The sequence below is a fragment of the Pseudoalteromonas sp. SWXJ133 genome, from assembly GCF_015864365.1.
Classification (GTDB): Bacteria; Pseudomonadota; Gammaproteobacteria; order Enterobacterales; family Alteromonadaceae; genus Pseudoalteromonas; species Pseudoalteromonas arctica.
The window spans coordinates 18,289-37,712 of record NZ_JADYXJ010000021.1 but is presented as its reverse complement, the minus strand read 5'-3'; the positions used below and the strand labels follow the sequence as shown (position 1 = coordinate 37,712).

15 protein-coding genes are annotated in these 19,424 nt (G+C 39.2%); 4 read left to right on the top strand and 11 right to left on the bottom strand.

The window, feature by feature from the left end; genetic code table 11:
- Window positions 1–23 precede the first annotated feature (23 nt).
- Window positions 24–656 (bottom strand): sulfotransferase, encoded by a 633-nt coding sequence (locus I6F40_RS14560; protein ID WP_197193128.1) that lies wholly within the window; start codon window positions 654–656, stop codon window positions 24–26.
- 14 nt (window positions 657–670) lie between these two features.
- Complete coding sequence (locus I6F40_RS14555; RefSeq protein ID WP_197193127.1) at window positions 671–1,042, bottom strand: MAPEG family protein; 372 nt, start codon at window positions 1,040–1,042, stop codon at window positions 671–673.
- 153 nt (window positions 1,043–1,195) lie between these two features.
- Between I6F40_RS14555 and I6F40_RS14550 the strand changes: the two genes are divergently transcribed.
- Window positions 1,196–2,542, top strand: coding sequence for a DUF2254 domain-containing protein (locus I6F40_RS14550; protein WP_165728638.1), 1,347 nt, complete (start codon window positions 1,196–1,198; stop codon window positions 2,540–2,542).
- Window positions 2,543–2,676: 134 nt separating this feature from the next.
- On the opposite strand, the gene I6F40_RS14545 is transcribed toward I6F40_RS14550, so the two are convergent.
- The 3 genes from I6F40_RS14545 to ggt form a co-directional block, all read right to left on the bottom strand.
- Window positions 2,677–3,402 carry an SIMPL domain-containing protein gene (locus I6F40_RS14545; protein WP_197193126.1) on the bottom strand — a complete coding sequence of 242 codons (726 nt, stop codon included), beginning with the start codon at window positions 3,400–3,402 and terminating at the stop codon, window positions 2,677–2,679.
- A 153-nt stretch (window positions 3,403–3,555) separates the two neighbouring features.
- Complete coding sequence (locus I6F40_RS14540; protein WP_007586692.1) at window positions 3,556–5,250, bottom strand: NAD-dependent malic enzyme; 1,695 nt, start codon at window positions 5,248–5,250, stop codon at window positions 3,556–3,558.
- A 142-nt stretch (window positions 5,251–5,392) separates the two neighbouring features.
- Complete coding sequence (gene ggt, locus I6F40_RS14535) at window positions 5,393–7,171, bottom strand: gamma-glutamyltransferase (RefSeq protein WP_197193125.1); 1,779 nt, start codon at window positions 7,169–7,171, stop codon at window positions 5,393–5,395.
- A 97-nt stretch (window positions 7,172–7,268) separates the two neighbouring features.
- Here ggt and rrtA point away from each other — a divergent pair, with 97 nt between their 5' ends.
- Window positions 7,269–7,865 (top strand): rhombosortase, encoded by a 597-nt coding sequence (gene rrtA / locus I6F40_RS14530; protein WP_197193124.1) that lies wholly within the window; start codon window positions 7,269–7,271, stop codon window positions 7,863–7,865.
- Between the two features lie 89 nt (window positions 7,866–7,954).
- On the opposite strand, the gene I6F40_RS14525 is transcribed toward rrtA, so the two are convergent.
- From I6F40_RS14525 to I6F40_RS14505, 5 genes are all read right to left on the bottom strand, one after another.
- Window positions 7,955–10,459 carry a S9 family peptidase gene (locus I6F40_RS14525; protein ID WP_197193123.1) on the bottom strand — a complete coding sequence of 835 codons (2,505 nt, stop codon included), beginning with the start codon at window positions 10,457–10,459 and terminating at the stop codon, window positions 7,955–7,957.
- 132 nt (window positions 10,460–10,591) lie between these two features.
- Window positions 10,592–11,767, bottom strand: coding sequence for an endonuclease/exonuclease/phosphatase family protein (locus tag I6F40_RS14520; RefSeq protein ID WP_197175184.1), 1,176 nt, complete (start codon window positions 11,765–11,767; stop codon window positions 10,592–10,594).
- Window positions 11,768–11,890: 123 nt separating this feature from the next.
- The gene (locus I6F40_RS14515; protein ID WP_197193122.1) at window positions 11,891–13,039 is read right to left on the bottom strand and encodes a 5-(carboxyamino)imidazole ribonucleotide synthase; all 1,149 of its coding nucleotides are present in this window, start codon (window positions 13,037–13,039) and stop codon (window positions 11,891–11,893) included.
- A gap of 2 nt (window positions 13,040–13,041) precedes the next feature.
- Window positions 13,042–13,524, bottom strand: coding sequence for a 5-(carboxyamino)imidazole ribonucleotide mutase (gene purE / locus I6F40_RS14510; RefSeq protein WP_002962540.1), 483 nt, complete (start codon window positions 13,522–13,524; stop codon window positions 13,042–13,044).
- A 161-nt stretch (window positions 13,525–13,685) separates the two neighbouring features.
- On the bottom strand, window positions 13,686–15,275 hold the full coding sequence (locus I6F40_RS14505) for an ABC-F family ATPase (RefSeq protein WP_165741752.1): 1,590 nt from the start codon (window positions 15,273–15,275) through the stop codon (window positions 13,686–13,688).
- Between the two features lie 637 nt (window positions 15,276–15,912).
- Between I6F40_RS14505 and I6F40_RS14500 the strand changes: the two genes are divergently transcribed.
- Window positions 15,913–17,121: a porin gene (locus I6F40_RS14500; RefSeq protein WP_166379309.1), complete on the top strand. Its 1,209-nt coding sequence runs from the start codon at window positions 15,913–15,915 to the stop codon at window positions 17,119–17,121.
- Window positions 17,122–17,211: 90 nt separating this feature from the next.
- On the opposite strand, the gene I6F40_RS14495 is transcribed toward I6F40_RS14500, so the two are convergent.
- Window positions 17,212–18,123, bottom strand: coding sequence for a LysR family transcriptional regulator (locus I6F40_RS14495; protein ID WP_197193121.1), 912 nt, complete (start codon window positions 18,121–18,123; stop codon window positions 17,212–17,214).
- Window positions 18,124–18,231: 108 nt separating this feature from the next.
- On the opposite strand from I6F40_RS14495, the gene I6F40_RS14490 reads away from it, so the two are divergent.
- Window positions 18,232–19,404 carry an MFS transporter gene (locus tag I6F40_RS14490; protein WP_197193120.1) on the top strand — a complete coding sequence of 391 codons (1,173 nt, stop codon included), beginning with the start codon at window positions 18,232–18,234 and terminating at the stop codon, window positions 19,402–19,404.
- The last annotated feature ends 20 nt before the right edge of the window (window positions 19,405–19,424 follow it).

Below are 19,424 nucleotides of genomic sequence, written 5' to 3'. Positions count from 1 at the left end.
GCGGGGATTTTAACGTATTTGATTTAAAAAATCTTGTAAGGCAGTAATTTATCTATCCGCCCTTTAGCCGTAGATTCAACTTTTAACGGGTGTTTAATATCGTTCCACGCGGTAACTTTGCCGCCCATATTCATTTTTTCAAAATCAGTTTTATCACTTTTTAACGCTAAAAAATTGCATAACTTTTTATAGCTATCAGGCTTTGCTATATCAATGGATAAAAAATCGTTGTCGCGGTTATTAAAATACGTTTGAGCATCATTAAAATGTTTTTTATAACAGTCTGCTAAGTAACTATCGTCGCTAATATTATTAAGTGAAAGCTCACTAAACGTATTTAAATAACAACGTTTTATATGAATATTAAAGCCCCCATCTGCACGGGTTAAATTAGTGTGCATACGCGTTAAAAGCTGTTTTATTGATACAAGCCATGCACTCAATTCGCGCTCTAAATAAATAAACTTAGAGTGTGGGTAATGAATATCAAGCGCTTTAAAGTCATTAAATATGGGAGTGTCGGCAATCGCGTTAGCATTTTCAAAACAAGAATTAGTATACGCGGTATGCGCTGTTGTAATACCAAGCTCTAAAAATGCGTGGCACACACTAGTAGTGCCGGTACGCGGTAAACCTATTATAAATATTTTGCTCATTAACTTTTCTTTAATTAGCCACGTGTTACTAGTAATACAAAGGCGCTAACAATAATCACTAAAAATGTAGTAATGGTACCAATTTGGCGATATTTCAGGCTTTTTTCTACTATGCCTATATTTTGAAACACACGCCCTATTAATAACGCACCACCTAATATATGACAGTAATGGCTAGCAAGCCCTTGGTACTCTGCCAAAAAAAGTAAAATTAAAGCAATTGGCACGTACTCCATAAAGTTAGCGTGGGCACGCACAGCACGTTGTAGCGTTGTATTACCGTTATCACCAAGTGATATCTGCTCCGCGCGGCGCACTTTTATTACGTTAAAGCTCAAATAAATGTAAAAGAATGCAAGTAATGCAGCATAAGTTGAAATGATCACGGCGTTTTCCTGTTATTTTTATCGCATAAGCATGCGCTTTATTATTGTGGGCGTGATAATAACATATAAATTTGAGCAGCATTATCAGAAGTTTAATAAATGCCTATGCTAAGCTAAGGGTATTAAGTAAGTAGAAAATTACATAAGGATTTTATGTTTGTACCTCGCAAAGTAGCCGACAGTTACCGTGAAATGATTAACAGTATTGGCTTTTACCCTTCTATGCTTTCAGTGGGCTTTTTAGTATTTGCCATTATAACTATGTCGGTTGAATATTTAGCCCCTATTGAGCAGCTGAAATCGTTTATATCGGTTGTACTTGTTGATAGCGCCGAAAACGCGCGTACTATTTTAAGCACTTTAGCGGGGAGTATTATTTCGCTTACTGTGTTTAGTTTTTCGATGGTAATGGTGGTTTTAAATTCGGCCAGTGCGAGTTTATCGCCCCGCGTAGTGCCTGGGCTTATTACGCGTAAATCACACCAAATGGTTTTGGGCTTTTATTTAGGCAGCATAATTTACTCAATTATTATGCTTATAAACATTAATAAACTTGAAGGTGGCAGTACGGCTATTCCTTCAATTGGTGTGTTGTTTGCACTTGTTTTTGGCTTGATTTCATTAGGTTTATTTGTGTTTTTTATACATTCAATCTCTCGTGCCATTCAGGTTGATAACGTATTAAATGGCTTGTTTAGCCAAACTAAAAACGAAATTAAAACAATAATACTAAGACAACAAGAGAACCCAGTTGAAGACTTTCCAGACTTTAGCAAGTGGCATTCGGTAAGCAGTAAAACAGAGGGATATTATAAAGGCGTACATACCGATAAGCTGTGTGCCATTTTGGCAGAGCAAGATATAAAGGTTTATATCTCTGTTAACCAAGGCTATTTTACAGTTAAAGGTTACCCGTTTTTAAAATGTAATAAAGATATAGCAAACGATGAAGAGCTGATAAATAAAATTCTCGACTGCTTTATTTTTTATATAGAAGAGTACATTAGCGATCATTACCGTTATGGGTTAACGCAAATATCAGAAATTGCAGTTAAGGCAATGAGCCCGGGCATAAACGATCCCGGTACTGCGGTTAAATCAATTGATATGCTGAGTATTTTACTTATCCAAAGGCTGTCAATTAACGATATTAACTACTCGTTTAAGCACAGTGATAATGCCCCATTGTTATACCTTCATGAAACAAGCTTTGATGAGTTATTACACGACAACTTTACACCGCTGCGTAATTACGCCAAAGGCGATGCATACGTAATGACAAACGTGCTTGAGGCATTTAAAAATATTTTGTTTGTTGCCCATAAAGATACCGATGCACGAAACAGTTTATTTAATTATTTAAATGCAATTGTTGATGACATAAATGAGCATGTAACTAATGAATACGACAGACGCGAAGTGACTAATATGCTCAACTCAATAGCGCGTATTAGCCAAGAGCAAGGTGAGAAGTTGGTGGCACGTTTTGAGCACCACTAGGGCGTGTTGAATTATTTGGATTGAAATTTGTTCAATCTAGGGGCGATTAAATCGCGGCGCGAGGTTTGTAACCTAATGGGCTAAGTAAAAACCGAGCAACATAGAGTTAATCGTCCCTAGGAAGAACCTATATTTTAATCTATGTAGTACACAGCATAGCTTGAGGCTGTTACTTTAATCTCTCCAGCATGGTAGGCATCAGGTACATAGTTACTTGGTGCGCTATCAGCCATCATTACTTTTTCTGCACGCATGTACGGCTGCGACTGCACATTGAGTGGACTTAGTGACGCGCTATATAATGCTTTTAAATCAACGCCATAATCTTCACTAAACTCTTTTGCTGCATCCCGTGCGTCTTTAATTGCTAACTTTTGCGCTTTTTTATGCAGCTCGTTGTAGTTACTTGCTAAAAATTGCGTTTGATTAATTTCGTTAATACCGTTGTTAACTAAGCTTTGTAGTAACTCAGGGTATTTATTTATATCGCTAAGCTTTACAGTTAATGTACGAGAAACCTTAAAGCCTTTAAATTCTTGATTACCGGTAGTGCGGTTGTATTGGCTATCACGGTTTATTGAAATTTGTCCGGCGTTTATATCCCCCTCTTTAACACCAATTTCTTTTACGAGCTTAATTGCCTTGGCGATGGTTAAGTCGGTTTTATTTTTAGCTGCAATTAAGTCTTTATCAACTTCGGTAATACCTACACTAAGCTGTACGTAATCTGGCATTGTAGTAAGAGTCGCTTCGCCCTTAACATAAATATGAGGAGCATCGGGAGTCGCTGCCGCAAGTGCATCAAAACTAAGTACGTTTAAAGCCAGTGCACTACCTAAAACAAGAGTCAGTGTTTTCATTAAGTCGATCCTTTAATTATGTAAAAGCAAGTAAACACCGTACGCGGTTAATTAAATATGAACAAGCACAAAAAAACAGGCAATTGCCTGTTTTTTATTAAGTGTTGTAACTGCGCTACAACACTGTTTACTTTTAATTACGTATAAACGTTATTAAACACTACAACGTTTATAGTTACGGTATTTTGGTAACCAGTAATTTTTGTCGATTGCTGCCCATAACGCATCATCAGTAATCTCAAGAGCAACGCCCTCCTCGATTGCTTTTTTAGCAATGGCAAATGCAATACGCTTACTTAGCGTTTCAATTTCAGTCAGGGCTGGTAATAAACTGCCTTTACCTGTGTTTGCACGCGGCGACGACTCTGCAAGCATTTCGCTAGACACACTTAACATAGCATCTGTAATGCGTGTTGCTTTAGCTGCAATAACCCCTAAACCAATACCAGGAAAAATATAGCTATTGTTACATTGTGGGATTGGGAAAATTTCACCGTTGTGTTCAACCGGATCAAACGGGCTACCTGTTGCAACAAGCGCTTTACCGTCAGTCCACTTAATCACATCAGCAGGATGCGCTTCTACCTGCTTAGATGGATTACTCAATGGGAAAATAATTGGCTGTTCACAACCGGCGTGCATTGCACGAATAGCTTGCTCAGTGAACAAACCAGGTTGGCCTGAAACACCAATTAAAATGTCTGGTTGTGCACAGTGCATAACATCAAGAAGTGATGCGTATTCACCGCTGTAAGTCCAATCACTTAACGAGCCTTGCGGTTGTGCAAGTGCTTGTTGGAAATCGCGTAAGCCTTCCATACCCTCACTAAGCAAACCAAAACGGTCAACCATAAATACTTGGCTACGCGCTTGAGCTTCTGTAATACCTTCAAAAACCATTTGGCTAATAATTTGCTCAGCAATACCACAACCAGCAGAACCTGCACCCACAAAAACTACTTTTTGTTGGCTTAGGGTTGAATTTTTAACACGACACGCAGCAAGTAAAGAACCGACCGTTACAGCCGCAGTACCTTGAATGTCATCGTTAAAGCTACAAATTTCATTGCGGTAGCGCTTAAGTAACGGCATTGCATTCGGCTGTGCAAAATCTTCAAACTGAAGTAACACATTTGGCCAGCGACGTTTAACTGCTTTAATGAATAAATCTAAAAACTCATCGTATTCGTCTTGAGCAATACGCTTATGGCGTGCACCCATGTACATAGGATCGTTTAAAAGTTTTTCGTTGTTAGTACCCACATCAAGCATTACAGGTAATGTGTATGCTGGGCTTATACCACCACACGCAGTGTAAAGTGACAATTTACCAATTGGGATACCCATGCCACCAATACCCTGATCGCCTAGGCCTAAAATACGCTCGCCATCGGTTACAACAATAACTTTTACTTTACCTTTGGTAGCGTTGCGTAAAATGTCGTCAATTTGGTAGCGATCTTCATACGAAATAAATAAGCCACGTGCGCTGCGATAAATGTCTGAGAATTTTTCACAAGCGTCGCCAACTGTAGGCGTGTAAATGATTGGCATCATTTCTTCAAGATGATCACGCACTAAACGGTAGTAAAGTGTTTCGTTGTTATCTTGAATCGCACGTAAGTAAATATGCTTATTAAGGTTGTCGGTAAAGCTTGAGTACTGCTGATAACAACGCTCAACTTGCTCTTCTATTGTTTCAAAGCGAGGAGGAAGTAAACCAGCAAGATTGAAATTTTCGCGTTCTTTTTTACTAAAGGCGCTGCCTTTATTTAATAGCGGTGTTTCAATTAGGCCAGGGCCAGAATGATGAATATATAAGTAGTTAGGATCAGTATTAGTTGTCATATTTCCAGGCTTTAACGGAGTCTTAAGTTATGATCTGTCATTATCAGTGTTAAAGGTTTAATTGCAACGACAATTAAGCTAGTCAGACCATTGAGAGAAAATACATGCGGGCTTCACTGCCCGCATGCATATTATACATAATTTAAAATTGTATAGTGGCGTTATTATCAGTTAAATCAGATAACGCAACACCTTCACGGCGAGGGTCGGCACCACCATATAAGGTATTATTTTTAACTTCAACTGCGTGTAAGCCTGAGTTTAAATCAATAATACGTACATTGTGGCCGCGTTTAGTAAGCGCAGGCGCAATGGCTTCAATGGTTGTGCCTTTTTCAAGGCTGGTGTAATCGTTACGATTTGTTGTACGCGGTAAGTTAATAGCGTCTTGTGCTGATAAATTCCAGTCAATAACACCCACAACAACTTGTGCAACGTAATCTATGATACGACTACCACCAGGTGAGCCTACAATTAAACGTAAGCTGCCATCTTTATTAAATACCATTACCGGTGACATAGAGCTACGCGGGCGTTTACCAGCCTCTACACGGTTTGCTACAAGCTTGCCGTTTTTACGTGGTGATAACGAAAAGTCAGTTAGTTGGTTATTTAAAATAAAGCCATTAACCATAACTGTAGAGCCAAACGCCATCTCAATTGAACTGGTCATCGAAACGGCATTACCTTTACTATCTACAATAGAGACATGCGAAGTAGAAGGTAACTCGTATGAATCATCCATTGCATAACTTAAGTACCCTACTGGATTACCGGCTACGGCTTTTTGGTCTGTTTCGGTAATTAATTTAGCGCGTGAGGCAATATAATCTTTGTTTAAAAGCTCTTTTGTAGGTACTTGAGTGAAATCGGGATCGCCCATGTACATATCGCGATCGGCAAATGCAATACGCGAAGCTTGGCTAAAGTAATGAATCGCTTTTTCGCCATTTGGTTTAAGTGCGCTCATATCTTTATGCTCAAGTAGGCCAAGCATTTGTAGTACTGCTACACCGCCACTACTTGGTGGCGCCATAGAACACACATTATAAGCACGGTATTGTATACATACCGCATCGCGTTCTTTACTTTTGTAATCTGCTAAATCTTGCACACTTAATTTACCAGGGGCAATTTTAGAGTGCTGTACAGCATTAACCATTTGTTTAGCGTTTTCGCCTTTGTAAAATGCATCAATGCCCAGCTTTGCAATGTCTTTGTATAAATCAGCAAGTGGTTGATTCTTTTTAACGCTACCCGCTTCGATTAATTTACCATTTGGGTAAAAGTATTCGTTAATAATCGGCATACTCAATACGCCTGGGTTTAACTGGCGTGCTAATAAGCCATGTAAACGCGGCGAAATTACAAAGCCTTGCTCTGCAAGTTCAATAGCCGGTTTAAAAAGCGCTTCCCACGGCAATGTACCGTATTGTTTATGCGCGCTTGCAAAGGCATGTAAAATACCAGGTACACCAACAGAGCGTCCGCCTACTACAGCTTCAATCCATTTAACGGCTTTACCGTGCTTATCTAAAAACAGCGTTTCGTCTGCATTTGCAGGTGCTGTTTCGCGGCCATCAAAACTAGTCAGCTTATTGTTTGCTTTGTTGTAGTACATCATAAATGTACCACCGCCAATACCAGAGGATTGCGGCTCAACTAAAGTAAGCACTAGTTGAGTAGCAATGGCAGCATCTACGGCACTGCCGCCTTTAGCTAAAATTTGTTGACCGGCTCTTGAGGCATATGGATTTGCCGCAGCAACCATGTATTTATCACCTTGCACCACTTTTTTATGGATTAATCCGGTAGCGGCTTCAGGTTCGCGAGTTTCAATTTGAGTTGCTTGCTGTGCAAAGGAATGCAGTGATACTGCGCACAGTCCAATGGCAAATAATGAGTTAAGTTTAAAATGCATAAAAATACTAAAAACACTTAATTACGTAGTTGTATTTGGCATCTTAAAGTTAAACGGGCACAATATGCAAAAATTTTGACTAAAAAAATATAATAAAATGCTTAATTTACCTATTCAACCACGTTATATATTACCGCCTATTATTCTGCTGCTATTTAGTACCATTTTTGCTGCATTTGATTTAAATAATTTACTTGAATTTAACCGAAGCCTAATTGATGAAGGCGAACTGTGGCGAATCTTTTCTAGCCAATTTGTTCATGCTAATTGGGCTCATTTGGGATTAAATGCCAGTGGTGTTTTATTAATATGGCTTTTACATGGCGAATACACATCACCTACTCGCTACGCTTTTAATACAAGTGCGCTGGCGCTGTGGTGTGGACTCGGTGTTTACTGGTTTTGCCCAAGCATACATATTTACACCGGATTAAGTGCTCTACTGCATGGTGTAATTATTTGGGGGGCAGTTAAAGATATAACCGTAGGGCTAAAGTCAGGTTATTTATTATTTATAGGCGTATGGATTAAAATAGCGTTTGAGCAATTTAGCGGCCCTAATGCTGATATTGGAAAGCTTATTAACTCCACTGTGGCTATTGACGCACATTTAATTGGTGTAATTGGCGGAACTCTGCTTGCCATACCACTTGTTATAGAGCTCTTTAAAAAGAACTTTAAAAATAAAAAATAAAGTTAGATTTTGTTCAACCCAATAAAAACGCCGCATTGGTTAACTAAACCAATGCGGCGTTTTTGTTTTTATACTTTAAGAATTAAAGATTAAAGCGTTTCTTTAAATAACTTATGAATACGTCGGTATTCGTCTAACCAGCTTGAAGGCTGTACAAAGCCATGTGGTTCAACAGGAAATATAGCTGTTTCAAAGTTTTGCTTTTCAAGCTCTATTAAGCGCTGTACTAAACGCACTGAGTCTTGAAAAAACACGTTATCGTCAACCATGGGTACATTAATGAGTAAACGTTTGTTTAAACCCTCAGCGTAATAAATTGGTGAGCTGCGCTCATATGCAATCGGGTCAACATCAGGATGGTTTAATATATTAGCCGTGTAACCTGTGTTGTAATGTGCCCAGTCGGTAACAGGTCGTAGTGCCGCACCCGATTGAAATAACTCAGGCGCGGTAAACAATGCCATAAAGGTCATAAAGCCGCCATATGAGCCGCCATAAGTGCCGACTGCTTTGGTATCAACATTGGCATTTTGCGCCATCCATTTAACGCCATCGGCTAAATCTTGTGTTTCAGGTGTGCCCATTTGACGATAAATCGCGGTGCGCCAATCACGGCCGTAACCTTTAGATGCGCGGTAATCCATATCCATTACTATGTAACCTTCATCAGCGAGCAATGAATGGAACATAAATTCACGAAAATAAACCGAAAACCCCATATGTGAATTCTGTAAGTAACCCGCGCCGTGATTAAAAATAACCGCTTTGCGGTTTTTACCTACTTCACCTTCTACGTAATCAGCTGGGTAGTACACTTTTGCGTATATCGGTTGATCTGTATGGCTCGATGGCACAGCAACAATTTTAGGGGCTGTTAGCTTTTTAGCTAAAAACTCATCCGACACAGTATGCGTTAAGCGCGTGGCTTTTGTATTTGCTTTAGCGTCAGCTACGTAAAGCTCATTAGGCATGGTAATTGTAGAGTGCTTAAGGAGTAACTTAGTTTCATCTGGGCTTAACGTGTAATCAGTCATGCCATTTAAGTCAGTAACTTGCTCGCTATTACCTGTTTGTGGGTTAACACGGTAAATTTCGTACAGGCCTGGGTGCTCAACATTCGCTTTGTAATAAATTGCGCTGTCATCGCTGGCAAGCGTTAAGTTAGAAACCTCAAATTGGCCTTGTGTTAGCGCAGTTGCTTTGCCGTTAATTGGTTTTTTATAAAGCTGGCTGTAACCTGACTCTTCCGATAGGTAATAAAGCGTGTTTGAGTTATGTAACCAACCAAAGTCGTTAAACGCGTAAGCAATCCATGCATCGTCATGCAGGCGATGTTGCGAGACAAGTTTGTTGTTTTTAAAATCAACGGTAGCAAGCCAGCGGTCTTTGTTGTCCCATGCTTCAAGCATGACAGCTACTTGCGAGCCGTCATCGTTCCATACTATTGGGCTTTGCTCAAACCCCCAGTCCATAATAAGGTTAATGCCACGAGGCGCCTTTTTAGACTTATATGTTTTACCATCACGTGCATAGTTTTCTTTTTTAACTGCGGCTAAAACATCTTCATCAAAGCCCGGTAAGGTATTAAAGCTAAGTGATGTTTGCTCTTTGTTAGTTAAATTGATGTACACAAGCTTTGAGGTTTCTTCTTTAGCATCGGCTACACGGCGGCGTGCTTTTTTAGGTTCTATAGTGGCGTCATTTGTAATGTAGTTAGGCATAATATCGCCATCACCGCGCCAATCTGTTTGCTTTTGTACAACGACTAACAGCGCATCACCATTTGGCGAAAGCTGTGCTTCTGCAACTTTATTACCATCACCTAAGTAGTAAGCCGTGTTAGCAATTGAATCGTTTTGTTCATTAATTTGCTCATTACGTGCTTGCTTATCTTTTTTGTTTTTTTGTTGAAGCGCCACAAACTTAATCAATTTATGCTGCTCTTTAGCAATATACGTGCTTGGCTCTTCAATCCCTTTTGGCTCATCACCAAGTTTTAAGTTAGCAAGCTCGCTCGTTAAGCCTGTTTTTAAATCAACTTTAAAAAATACATTGCCTTGGCGGTAAACTAAATCGCCATTATTTAAAAATTGTGGTTTAGATTCGCTTGCTGATGTCGCTGTAATTTGTTTAAGTTCACCGGTTTTTAGGTTTTTAACAAACACATTGCCTTTAAACGTGTAGGCCGCCATTGTTTTATTTTTTGAATAAACAGCTTTATTTGAACCCACAGTATGAAGTTTATTAAGTGCTACCTGCTCTGCTGTTTGGCTAGTAACCGATTGGCTAAATAAATCGCGTAGTGTATTACCTTGCTCTTTTTGAGCATAAATAATAGTAGCCGAATCGCTAGCCCAATAAGCGCTCTCTGGTTGATTGCCCATCCAATCAGGATCGGCCATTGCTTGTTCTAACGTTATTTTTTGTGAGCCGGCATCTGCTGGCGTGTTTACAACCGCAGCAACCGATGTTGCTGGTAAAGCACTTTGCTGTGTTGATGAGGTGTTAGCGGTCGCGCTACAACCTGCAAGCATGACACTTGAGGCAACAGCTAAGGCCACTAACGTTTTAGATGAAGAAAAATTAAAAATCATAGTGCTTCTATACGGTTATTATAATTAAGCCGTATTTAAGCAGAAGCACTCAAGTTATTGCAATTTTTTAAGATAAATAGCCATTAAACAGGGTAAAGCTCAGTTTACTAGCGCATCCCCTGTTAATAGGCGTTATTCAACGATTAAATCAAGCCACACCAGTCGATGATCGCTCGATGCGTTTCTGTCTTTAATTAAACGATATTCATTGCTCGTTTTAGTTGGCCAAAACACACCACCGTCTTTAACTTTTAAGCCGTAGTTTGACGGTAAAACGTAATCAACACGCGCTTGCCAATTAGCACTGTAATTTTGTGCATAAGGCACATCATACTGCTCTTTAGCGCCCTCACTTTTTGGAACAAAGTGAGCGTTTATCAATGGGTTTTTAAGTAGTTGGTCGGTGGTATTTGTGCGGGCTTTATCGCCCTCTGGTGCGGCGTTTAAATCGCCTAAAATAACAAACCGAGAGTAAGTTTTTAAACCGCCCTTTTCGCCTTTATCATCGTAAATATACTTAGCGTTTGAAACGTAATCGGCAATTAACCTTACTTCATCGTGGTTACGTTTGCCGTTTCTATCCTCTTCACCGTCAAATACAGGGGGTGTTGGGTGAGATGCAATAACATGAATGGTTTTATCATTTACGTTAATAGGTAAATCCCAAAACGATTTAGAGCTAAGTCTAAGTGCTTGCCATTCTTGTGCGTTATACCAGTTTTCGCCTGTTTTAGGCATTACGGGCATTTGTGCATTTGGCATGTCTTTATATTTAAAGGTTTGAAGGGTTCTTACTTTATCAAAATCGATTGGGTATTTTGACAAAATAGCCATACCGTAATGGCCTTCAAAAAAGCCAAAACCTTGTGCATCGCCCATCACGCCATTTTTCTTGCCATCGTTATCTAAATCAAACTCAGTGGCTAGGCCTGTATTTACAGGGGCAATATAAGAGTAAGGGTAATTAATAGCGGCTTGTTTTTGCTGACCTACATTTAAATAATGCTTATTAAAGTATTCAATTCCCTGCTCTTTTGGGATGTAATCAAATTCGTTAAGTAAAATAATGTCAGGGCGAACACGTTGAATAATTTCCGCTATATTCTTAATTTGCTGGTGGTTTGCTTTAAGTGCATTAACTAAAGCATCACTTTTAACTTGCTCACCTTTAGGTGTGTGATTAGTTGCATCCATACTTACATTAAAAGTAGCAACACGAAGAGAGTCTGATGCAAATGCACTGTTACTAAAAAAAGGACTAAAAGAAGCGGCAACAAGTAGTGCGCTATAAATTGCTTTAAGTTTCATTAAATAATTTCACTGTAAAATTTTAGACTCAATCATTATTTCACAATCTAGGTAACCTTGCGCTTTTTTTAAGTACAAAAAAAATGCCGAGCAAGCTCGGCATTTAATAAAACGGTTAGCCATTTAATGAAGGATTAAATTTGCCGCCGCTTTTAAAATACCTGGATAATCTTGCTCAGGTAGATATTCAGTAAGCTCACCTAATTTATCTGCTAGATCGTTCATGCTAGTGGCCGATACGTTTATATGGCCCATTTTACGACCTGGTTTTGCAGTTTTACCGTACCAGTGGCTAGTCACATCTGCATATTTTAGTACGTCAGCTGGGATATTAGGTTGCCCTAGTACGTTTATCATCGCGGTAATGTGTTTAAGCTCTGTATTGCCAAGCGGCAAACCTGCAACAGCACGCATGTGGTTTTCAAACTGTGAGCAATGGCAGCCTTGTTGCGTCCAGTGGCCTGAGTTATGTACACGCGGTGCAATTTCGTTAACGAGTAACGTGCCTTGTACATCAAAAAACTCAATTGCTAATACGCCAACGTAGTTAAGCTCGTTTGCTATTTTTGTAAATGCATCGTTTGCTTGCGCTTCAACTCTGTGATTATTTTTACCGGCAATAGAAAGCGTTAATACACCATTGGTGTGCTCGTTTTCTGTTAGCGGATAAATAGCAACGTTACCGTGTTTATCGCGCGCACCAATAATAGATACTTCACGATCAAACGGGATCATTTTTTCTGCAATAATTGTATGTGGCGCAAGCTCGGTGCCCGATGCAATAAAATCAGACATTTGTGACCAAATTTCGTCTATTTGACTATCCGATTTTAAACGCCATTGGCCTTTTCCATCGTAACCCGCTTGGCATGTTTTAATAACAAGTGGCTTGCCTAGGATTTTAACTGCGTGTTCAAGATGCGCTTTTTCAGTAATTAATTGATACGGCGCACAAGTTACGTTTGTTTTATCAAGCAATGCTTTTTCAAGCGAGCGATCGCCACCGGTTTTAATAGCGGCTTTCCCAGGGTAGAACTTATTACTGTTACAGCAAAGTGTTAGTACGTCATCAGGAATGTGCTCAAACTCTGCAGTAATTGCATCAGCGTTTAATATTGCTTGCTCAAGTGACGTGCTATAAACCTCACCAGTTAGCGGATGCTTAATTTGCTTGCTGCCTACATCGTATGCAACCACATTTAAATTAAGCGGCGCGCCTGCAAGACTCATCATACGTGCAAGTTGCCCTGCACCTAATATTAAAATATTCATTATTACTCTGCAGGGTTTGGATTAGCTAATATAGTGTCGGTTTGAGCTTTACGAAACGCTTCAATTTTTGCAAAAATTTCTGGATTTTGACACCCTAAAATTTGTGCGGCTAGTAAACCTGCGTTTGCTGCGCCCGGCTCACCAATTGCAAGTGTGCCCACTGCAACGCCTTTAGGCATTTGGCAAATAGATAAAAGTGAATCAACACCATTTAATGCTTTTGATTTTACAGGCACGCCCAGTACAGGAAGCGATGTAAAAGCAGCAGCCATACCTGGTAAATGAGCCGCGCCGCCAGCGCCAGCAATAATAACTTTAATACCGCGTTCTGCGGCTGAACTTGCGTAATCAGCAAGTAATTGAGGAGTGCGGTGTGCAGACACGACTTTAGTTTCGTACTTAATGCCAAAATGCTCAAGCATAAGTGCTGCATGTTCCATGGTTGGCCAATCTGATTTAGAACCCATAATAATGCCAACAGTCATAAATACTCCTCAGTAATGTATTTTTAAAATAGCGGACTTATGTCCTGTTTAAGCCGGGTATTATACCCAAAGCCATATTAATTGCGACTAATACAAAGCCACAAAAACAAAAAAAGCCATGTTTAAACATGGCTTTTTAGGGTTAACGGGTAAATAGCTAATTAAGCTTCTTTACTCGCTAGGTATTCTGCGTAGTTGCCTCTAAAGTCAATGATTTTACCATCTTTAACTTCCCAAATCCGGGTAGCTACCGATGATACAAATTGACGATCGTGCGATACAAACATTAATGTACCTTCGTAGGCTTCAAGTGCTAAGTTAAGCGCTTCAATAGATTCCATATCCATGTGGTTGGTTGGCTCATCCATTAGCAATATGTTTGGTTTATGCATCATAATTTTACCAAACAACATGCGGCCTTGCTCACCACCAGAAATTACTTTAACTGACTTTTTAATATCGTTTTGCGAAAACAACATACGGCCTAAGAAGCTACGAACCACTTGCTCGTCATCGCCTTCTTGTTGCCATTGCTCCATCCACTGAAACAAGTTCATGTCGGTTGCAAACTCATCTGCGTGATCTTGCGCGTAGTAACCAATGTTCGCATTTTCTGAAAACTTAAACTCACCGGCTTTAGGTGCTAAGCGCCCTGCTAATGTATTAAGTAATGTTGTTTTACCAACACCATTTTCACCAATAATAGCAATACGTTCGCCAACTTCTACTAAACCTTCAAGGCCAGAAAATAACGTATTGTCGTCAAAACCTTGCGTTAAATTGTTCATTTCAAGCGCGTTACGGAATAACTGCTTTTCTTGGTCGAAACGAATAAACGGCGTTTGACGTGATGACGCTTTAACTTCGTCTAACTGAATTTTGTCGATACGTTTAGCGCGCGATGTAGCTTGCTTAGCTTTAGATGCGTTAGCAGAGAAACGAGATACAAACTGTTGAAGTTCAGCAATTTGGTTTTTCTTTTTCGCGTTTTCGCTAAGTAGCTGCTCACGTGCTTGCGTTGCTGCAAACATGTATTCGTCGTAGTTACCTGAGTAAATACGTAGCTCACCGTAGTCAATATCGGCCATGTGAGTACACACAGAGTTTAAAAAGTGACGGTCATGCGAAATGATTATCATGGTACAGTCGCGTTGGTTTAATACATCTTCTAACCACTTGATAGTGTAAATATCCAAGTTATTGGTAGGCTCATCAAGTAGCATTATATCTGGGTCTGAAAACAACACCTGTGCAAGTAGCACGCGTAGTTTAAAACCAGGTGCAATTTCTGACATTGGGCCAAAGTGTTGCTCAGTACCAATACCTACGCCTAATAATAGCTCACCTGCTTTAGATTCAGCAGAGTAACCATCCATTTCAGCAAATTCAGTTTCAAGATCGGCTACTTTCATACCATCGTCTTCACTCATTTCTGGTAAAGAGTAAATACGGTCGCGTTCTTGTTTAATTTTCCACAGTTCTTTATGACCCATAATAACAGTATCAATTACTGAGTATTCTTCGTAGGCAAACTGGTCTTGGTTTAGTTTAGCAACGCGTTCATTTGGATCAGTACTTACATTACCTGAAGACGCTTCAAGCTCACCACTTAAAATTTTCATAAATGTTGATTTACCACAACCATTTGCGCCAATTAAACCGTAACGGTTTCCATCGCCAAATTTTGCTGAGATATTTTCAAATAATGGTTTAGCACCAAATTGCATGGTGACATTAGCTGTACTAATAATAGCGCTACCCTCCAAGGGAGTAAGGATGTAATTAAATTGCGCGCAGTTTAAACCAAAATGGCCTGTTTTTCTATGAAAGTTTAATGGCAAACCACGTCGTTCAAGGCAATTATTATCGCTGAGCTACTCGTAATTAAAATAACAAATTAAATTTAGTGTTTTTGCAAATTGTTATTCAACTTAGATAAATTAAAATTCATAAATACATTCATAATAAACCGATATGAATGTTTAGAATTTGGTATATAAATTAGAGTAAAAACACTTTTAACGTGTTTGTGTGTTTACTTAACTCATTTTTGTACAACCTATAACAATAAAAAGTTATATTTATGAAAATAAAACACTTTTAGAGCTTTTGCACTAGTCGCTATTTTTTAATCAAGATGAAATTAATTCAAATTAGAATTTTAACACACCACTTATTACCAATCCTTTTTACCTACAAAACAACTAAAAAAACAAACCTCAGCAACACCTGAAAAGCAAAATTAACCTCGAGTGAATGTCAATTAAGTTTGCCGTCCAATTTTGTTGATTTTTTTTCACTTTTGAGCCGTTTATTGCTTTGTTAATCTTCGAACCTGAATTTTTACCTACGTAAAAACACTGAAATTTACACAGGGCAACACACAAGATGAGCAAAAAATTAGCGACACTGATTAGCGCAAGTATTGTATTAGCACCCGCTGTTTCGGCGGTAGAGTTATACAAAGATGATAAAAACACTCTAAAAGTAGGTGGATATCTTGATGTGCGTGTAATTAACACACAAAACGAAACCGAAGTTGTTAACGGTACTTCGCGCATTAACTTTGGCTTTACCCGAAAGCTCAAGAAAGACTGGACTGCCCTTGCACTCGTAGAATGGGGTGTAAACCCTGTTGGCAGCAGCGATATAATTTATAATAATCGTTTTGAATCAATTCAGGACGAGTTTTTGTATAACCGTTTAGGTTACGCAGGCCTTTCACACGAAAAGTACGGTCAACTTACCATTGGTAAACAATGGGGTGCATGGTACGACGTAGTTTATGGCACAAATAATAGCTTTGTATGGGATGGTAATGCAGCTGGCGTTTACACCTATAACAAAGACGATGGCGCTGTAAATGGCACTGGCCGTGGTGATAAGTTAGTGCAGTACCGCAATAGCTATAACGATTTTAGTTTTGCAGTACAAGCGCAGCTTAAAAACAGCGAATTTTATACCTGTGACGTAAGCGATATTTCAGAAGAAGAATGCGAAACGCTATGGAACTCTGGCGATAGTGCAGCCCAAGAAGTTGAATTTAACTACACATTTGGTGCATCTGTAACATATACCCCTACCGATATGCTCACGCTTACAGCGGGTATTAACCGTGGCGAGTTTGATTTAACGTTTGGCGATGGTTCTACTCGCAATGTTGAAGATTTAATTTACGGTGCAGGCATTATGTGGGGCAACATTGATAAGCCCGGCCTATACGTTGCTGCCAACGTAAATAAAAACAAAAACCACGACACCGATAATATTGGTCGCTTAATTGATGACGCAATAGGTGTAGAAACATTTGCATCTTACCGCTTTGATAACGATTTTCGCCCTTTTATTGCCTACAACGTGTTTGATGCCGGTGATGACTACGTAATTCAGCCAAACTTTAACGCCGATCCAGACGATGTATTTAAGCGTCAGTTTGCTGTTATTGGCCTTCACTACTTAATTGACGAAGACACTATTGCCTACGTAGAAGCGCGTAAAGACTTTAGCCACTTTGAAAGTGATAACGACGATCAACAAGCACAAATGGAGCAGTCGGAAGATGACGGTATAGCATTTGGTTTTAGATATAAGTTCTAAATATAAGCTCTAAATATAAGTTTAAAAACGACTACAACTTCCCTAAGCACAACCCTTTTAGCCCTTTTAACTTTTTTAACTGGGCTTTTTTTATTCCGCCATACTTTTTTCAATACTCGATTTTGCATTTAAGGCTATTTCAACAAATGCATTAACAGCCGCATTGGTATCTGCTTTTTTAATTTGTAATAGCACCGGGATTTGAGTGAGTACGTCGCTCAGTTTTATAAAATGGCACCCTTCACTATATAATTTACGTACGCAATAAGGCGCAATTGCCACACCAAGGCCAGCAGCCACTTCAGTAACTAATGTTTGCATGTGCCTAGGTTGGCTAATAATGTTCGGTGAAAAATGAGCTTGTTTGCATTGCAAAATGGTTTCATCAAAAAGACCAAGTGCTTCCTCTCTATTAAAAATAATAAATGGCTCATTTTTTAGTTTAGCTAAATCAATATTTTTATAATTTGCCAGCGCATGGTTTTGATTAACGATGGCCACCAATGAATCTACATAAATAGTATGACTTACAAATTCATCATTAATTGAATCAGGTAAAGGCCGTGAAAAACCCACATCAATTAAATCGTTTTTAAACGCATGTATCTGCTCAGTTGCAGTCATTTCAAACAATGTAACGTGCACGCTTGGGTATTGCTGTTTATATTCTCGAACCAGTGCTGCCATAAAGGTTAAACATGCCGAGCTTAAGTGCGCAATATTAAGTGTACCTACCTGCCCGTTGTGAGCACGTTTAACCTGAGTTTTAGCTTTCTCAGCTAGAGCCAAAATAGCGCGTGCATCTTTTAATAGCCGCTCACCCGCTTGAGTTATTGCAACATCGCGTGAATTTCTTATAAACAACACAACACCAAGCTCGCTTTCGAGCTGTGCAATATGCCTACTTATTGCAGGTTGCACGGTGTGTAGCTCTTTGGCCGCTTCTGAAAAACTCTGATGCTTAGCCACGCTGACAAAACTTTTTAATGTTTTAATATCCATTACGCACCTTAAATACATTATTTGTATAGATTCTATAAAATAATATCATTTTTGTTATAGGTAAAGAACTCATACCATAGCGGCATGAGTTAACAACACTAGACAGCTATGACCAAACCCAAACAAAATCAGTCATTAAGTCGATTTATTTTATTACTAATGACCACTGCAATTGCCGCAACAGCAGCAAACTTGTACTACAACCAGCCTATTTTACCGCTTATAGCTAACGAATTTAATTTAACTGATTCGCAACTAGGGAGTATTCCCGCGCTTACACAAATTGGTTACGCGTTTGCGTTATTATTTATTTCTCCTTTGGGTGACTCGATTGCTCGCAGGCGTTTAATTACTATTTTGTCGTGCTTATTAGTAGTGGCTTGTAGTGCAGCAATGCTTGCACCTAACTTACTTTTATTACTTATATCGGTATTTTTAATTGGTGTAAGCGCTAATATAACCCAGCAATTAATACCCTTTGCAGCATCGCTTGTATCGAGCGAGCAAAAAGGTGCCACGTTAGGCACATTAATGATGGGCTTAACCATCGGTATTTTACTTTCAAGAACGTTAAGTGGGTTTGTAGGTGAGCAATTTGGTTGGCGAAATGTATTTTTAATGTCGGCAGTACTCGCGGCATTATTTGGTATATTACTGCGCGTGTTTTTACCTGGCAATAAGCCACACACTAATTTGCGTTACTGGCCTCTCATTAAAAGTACGTTAGCGTTGTTTATTAAACATAAATCACTGCAGCACTTTACACTTTCGGGTGCATTTTGGTTTGCATCATTTAATGTGCTTTGGGCAACACTTGCAATTTATGTAAGTAACGAGCCATTTAACTACAACGCTCAACAAACCGGTTTATTTGGTGTAATAGCATTGGCTGGCGTAATTGGTGCTAAGTCGTCGGGTAAATGGGTCAGCAAACTGGGATCTAAAGCTCTAATTATGATTGCACTTACGCTTGCGGCAATCGGCTTTGCTATTACAGGTTTGTTTAATGGTAGTTTAGCGTCGTTAGTTATTGGCATTATTCTAATCGACTTTGCCATATTTAGTGCACAAGTGGCTAACCAAGTGCGTGTTTTTAGTATTGACCCCACTGCGCAAAGTCGCATAAATGGAATTTACATGCTGGGCTATTACATTGGAGGCGCTGTTGGCTCAATGGTTGGTGTTAAAACATTTGCACTTTATCAATGGCCTGGCGTTGTTGCTGTAAGCATTATATTTATTTTGCTAAGTGGCATTTTTAATTCATTTGCTAAAAAGTAATCGCTTAAAACTTAAGGAGT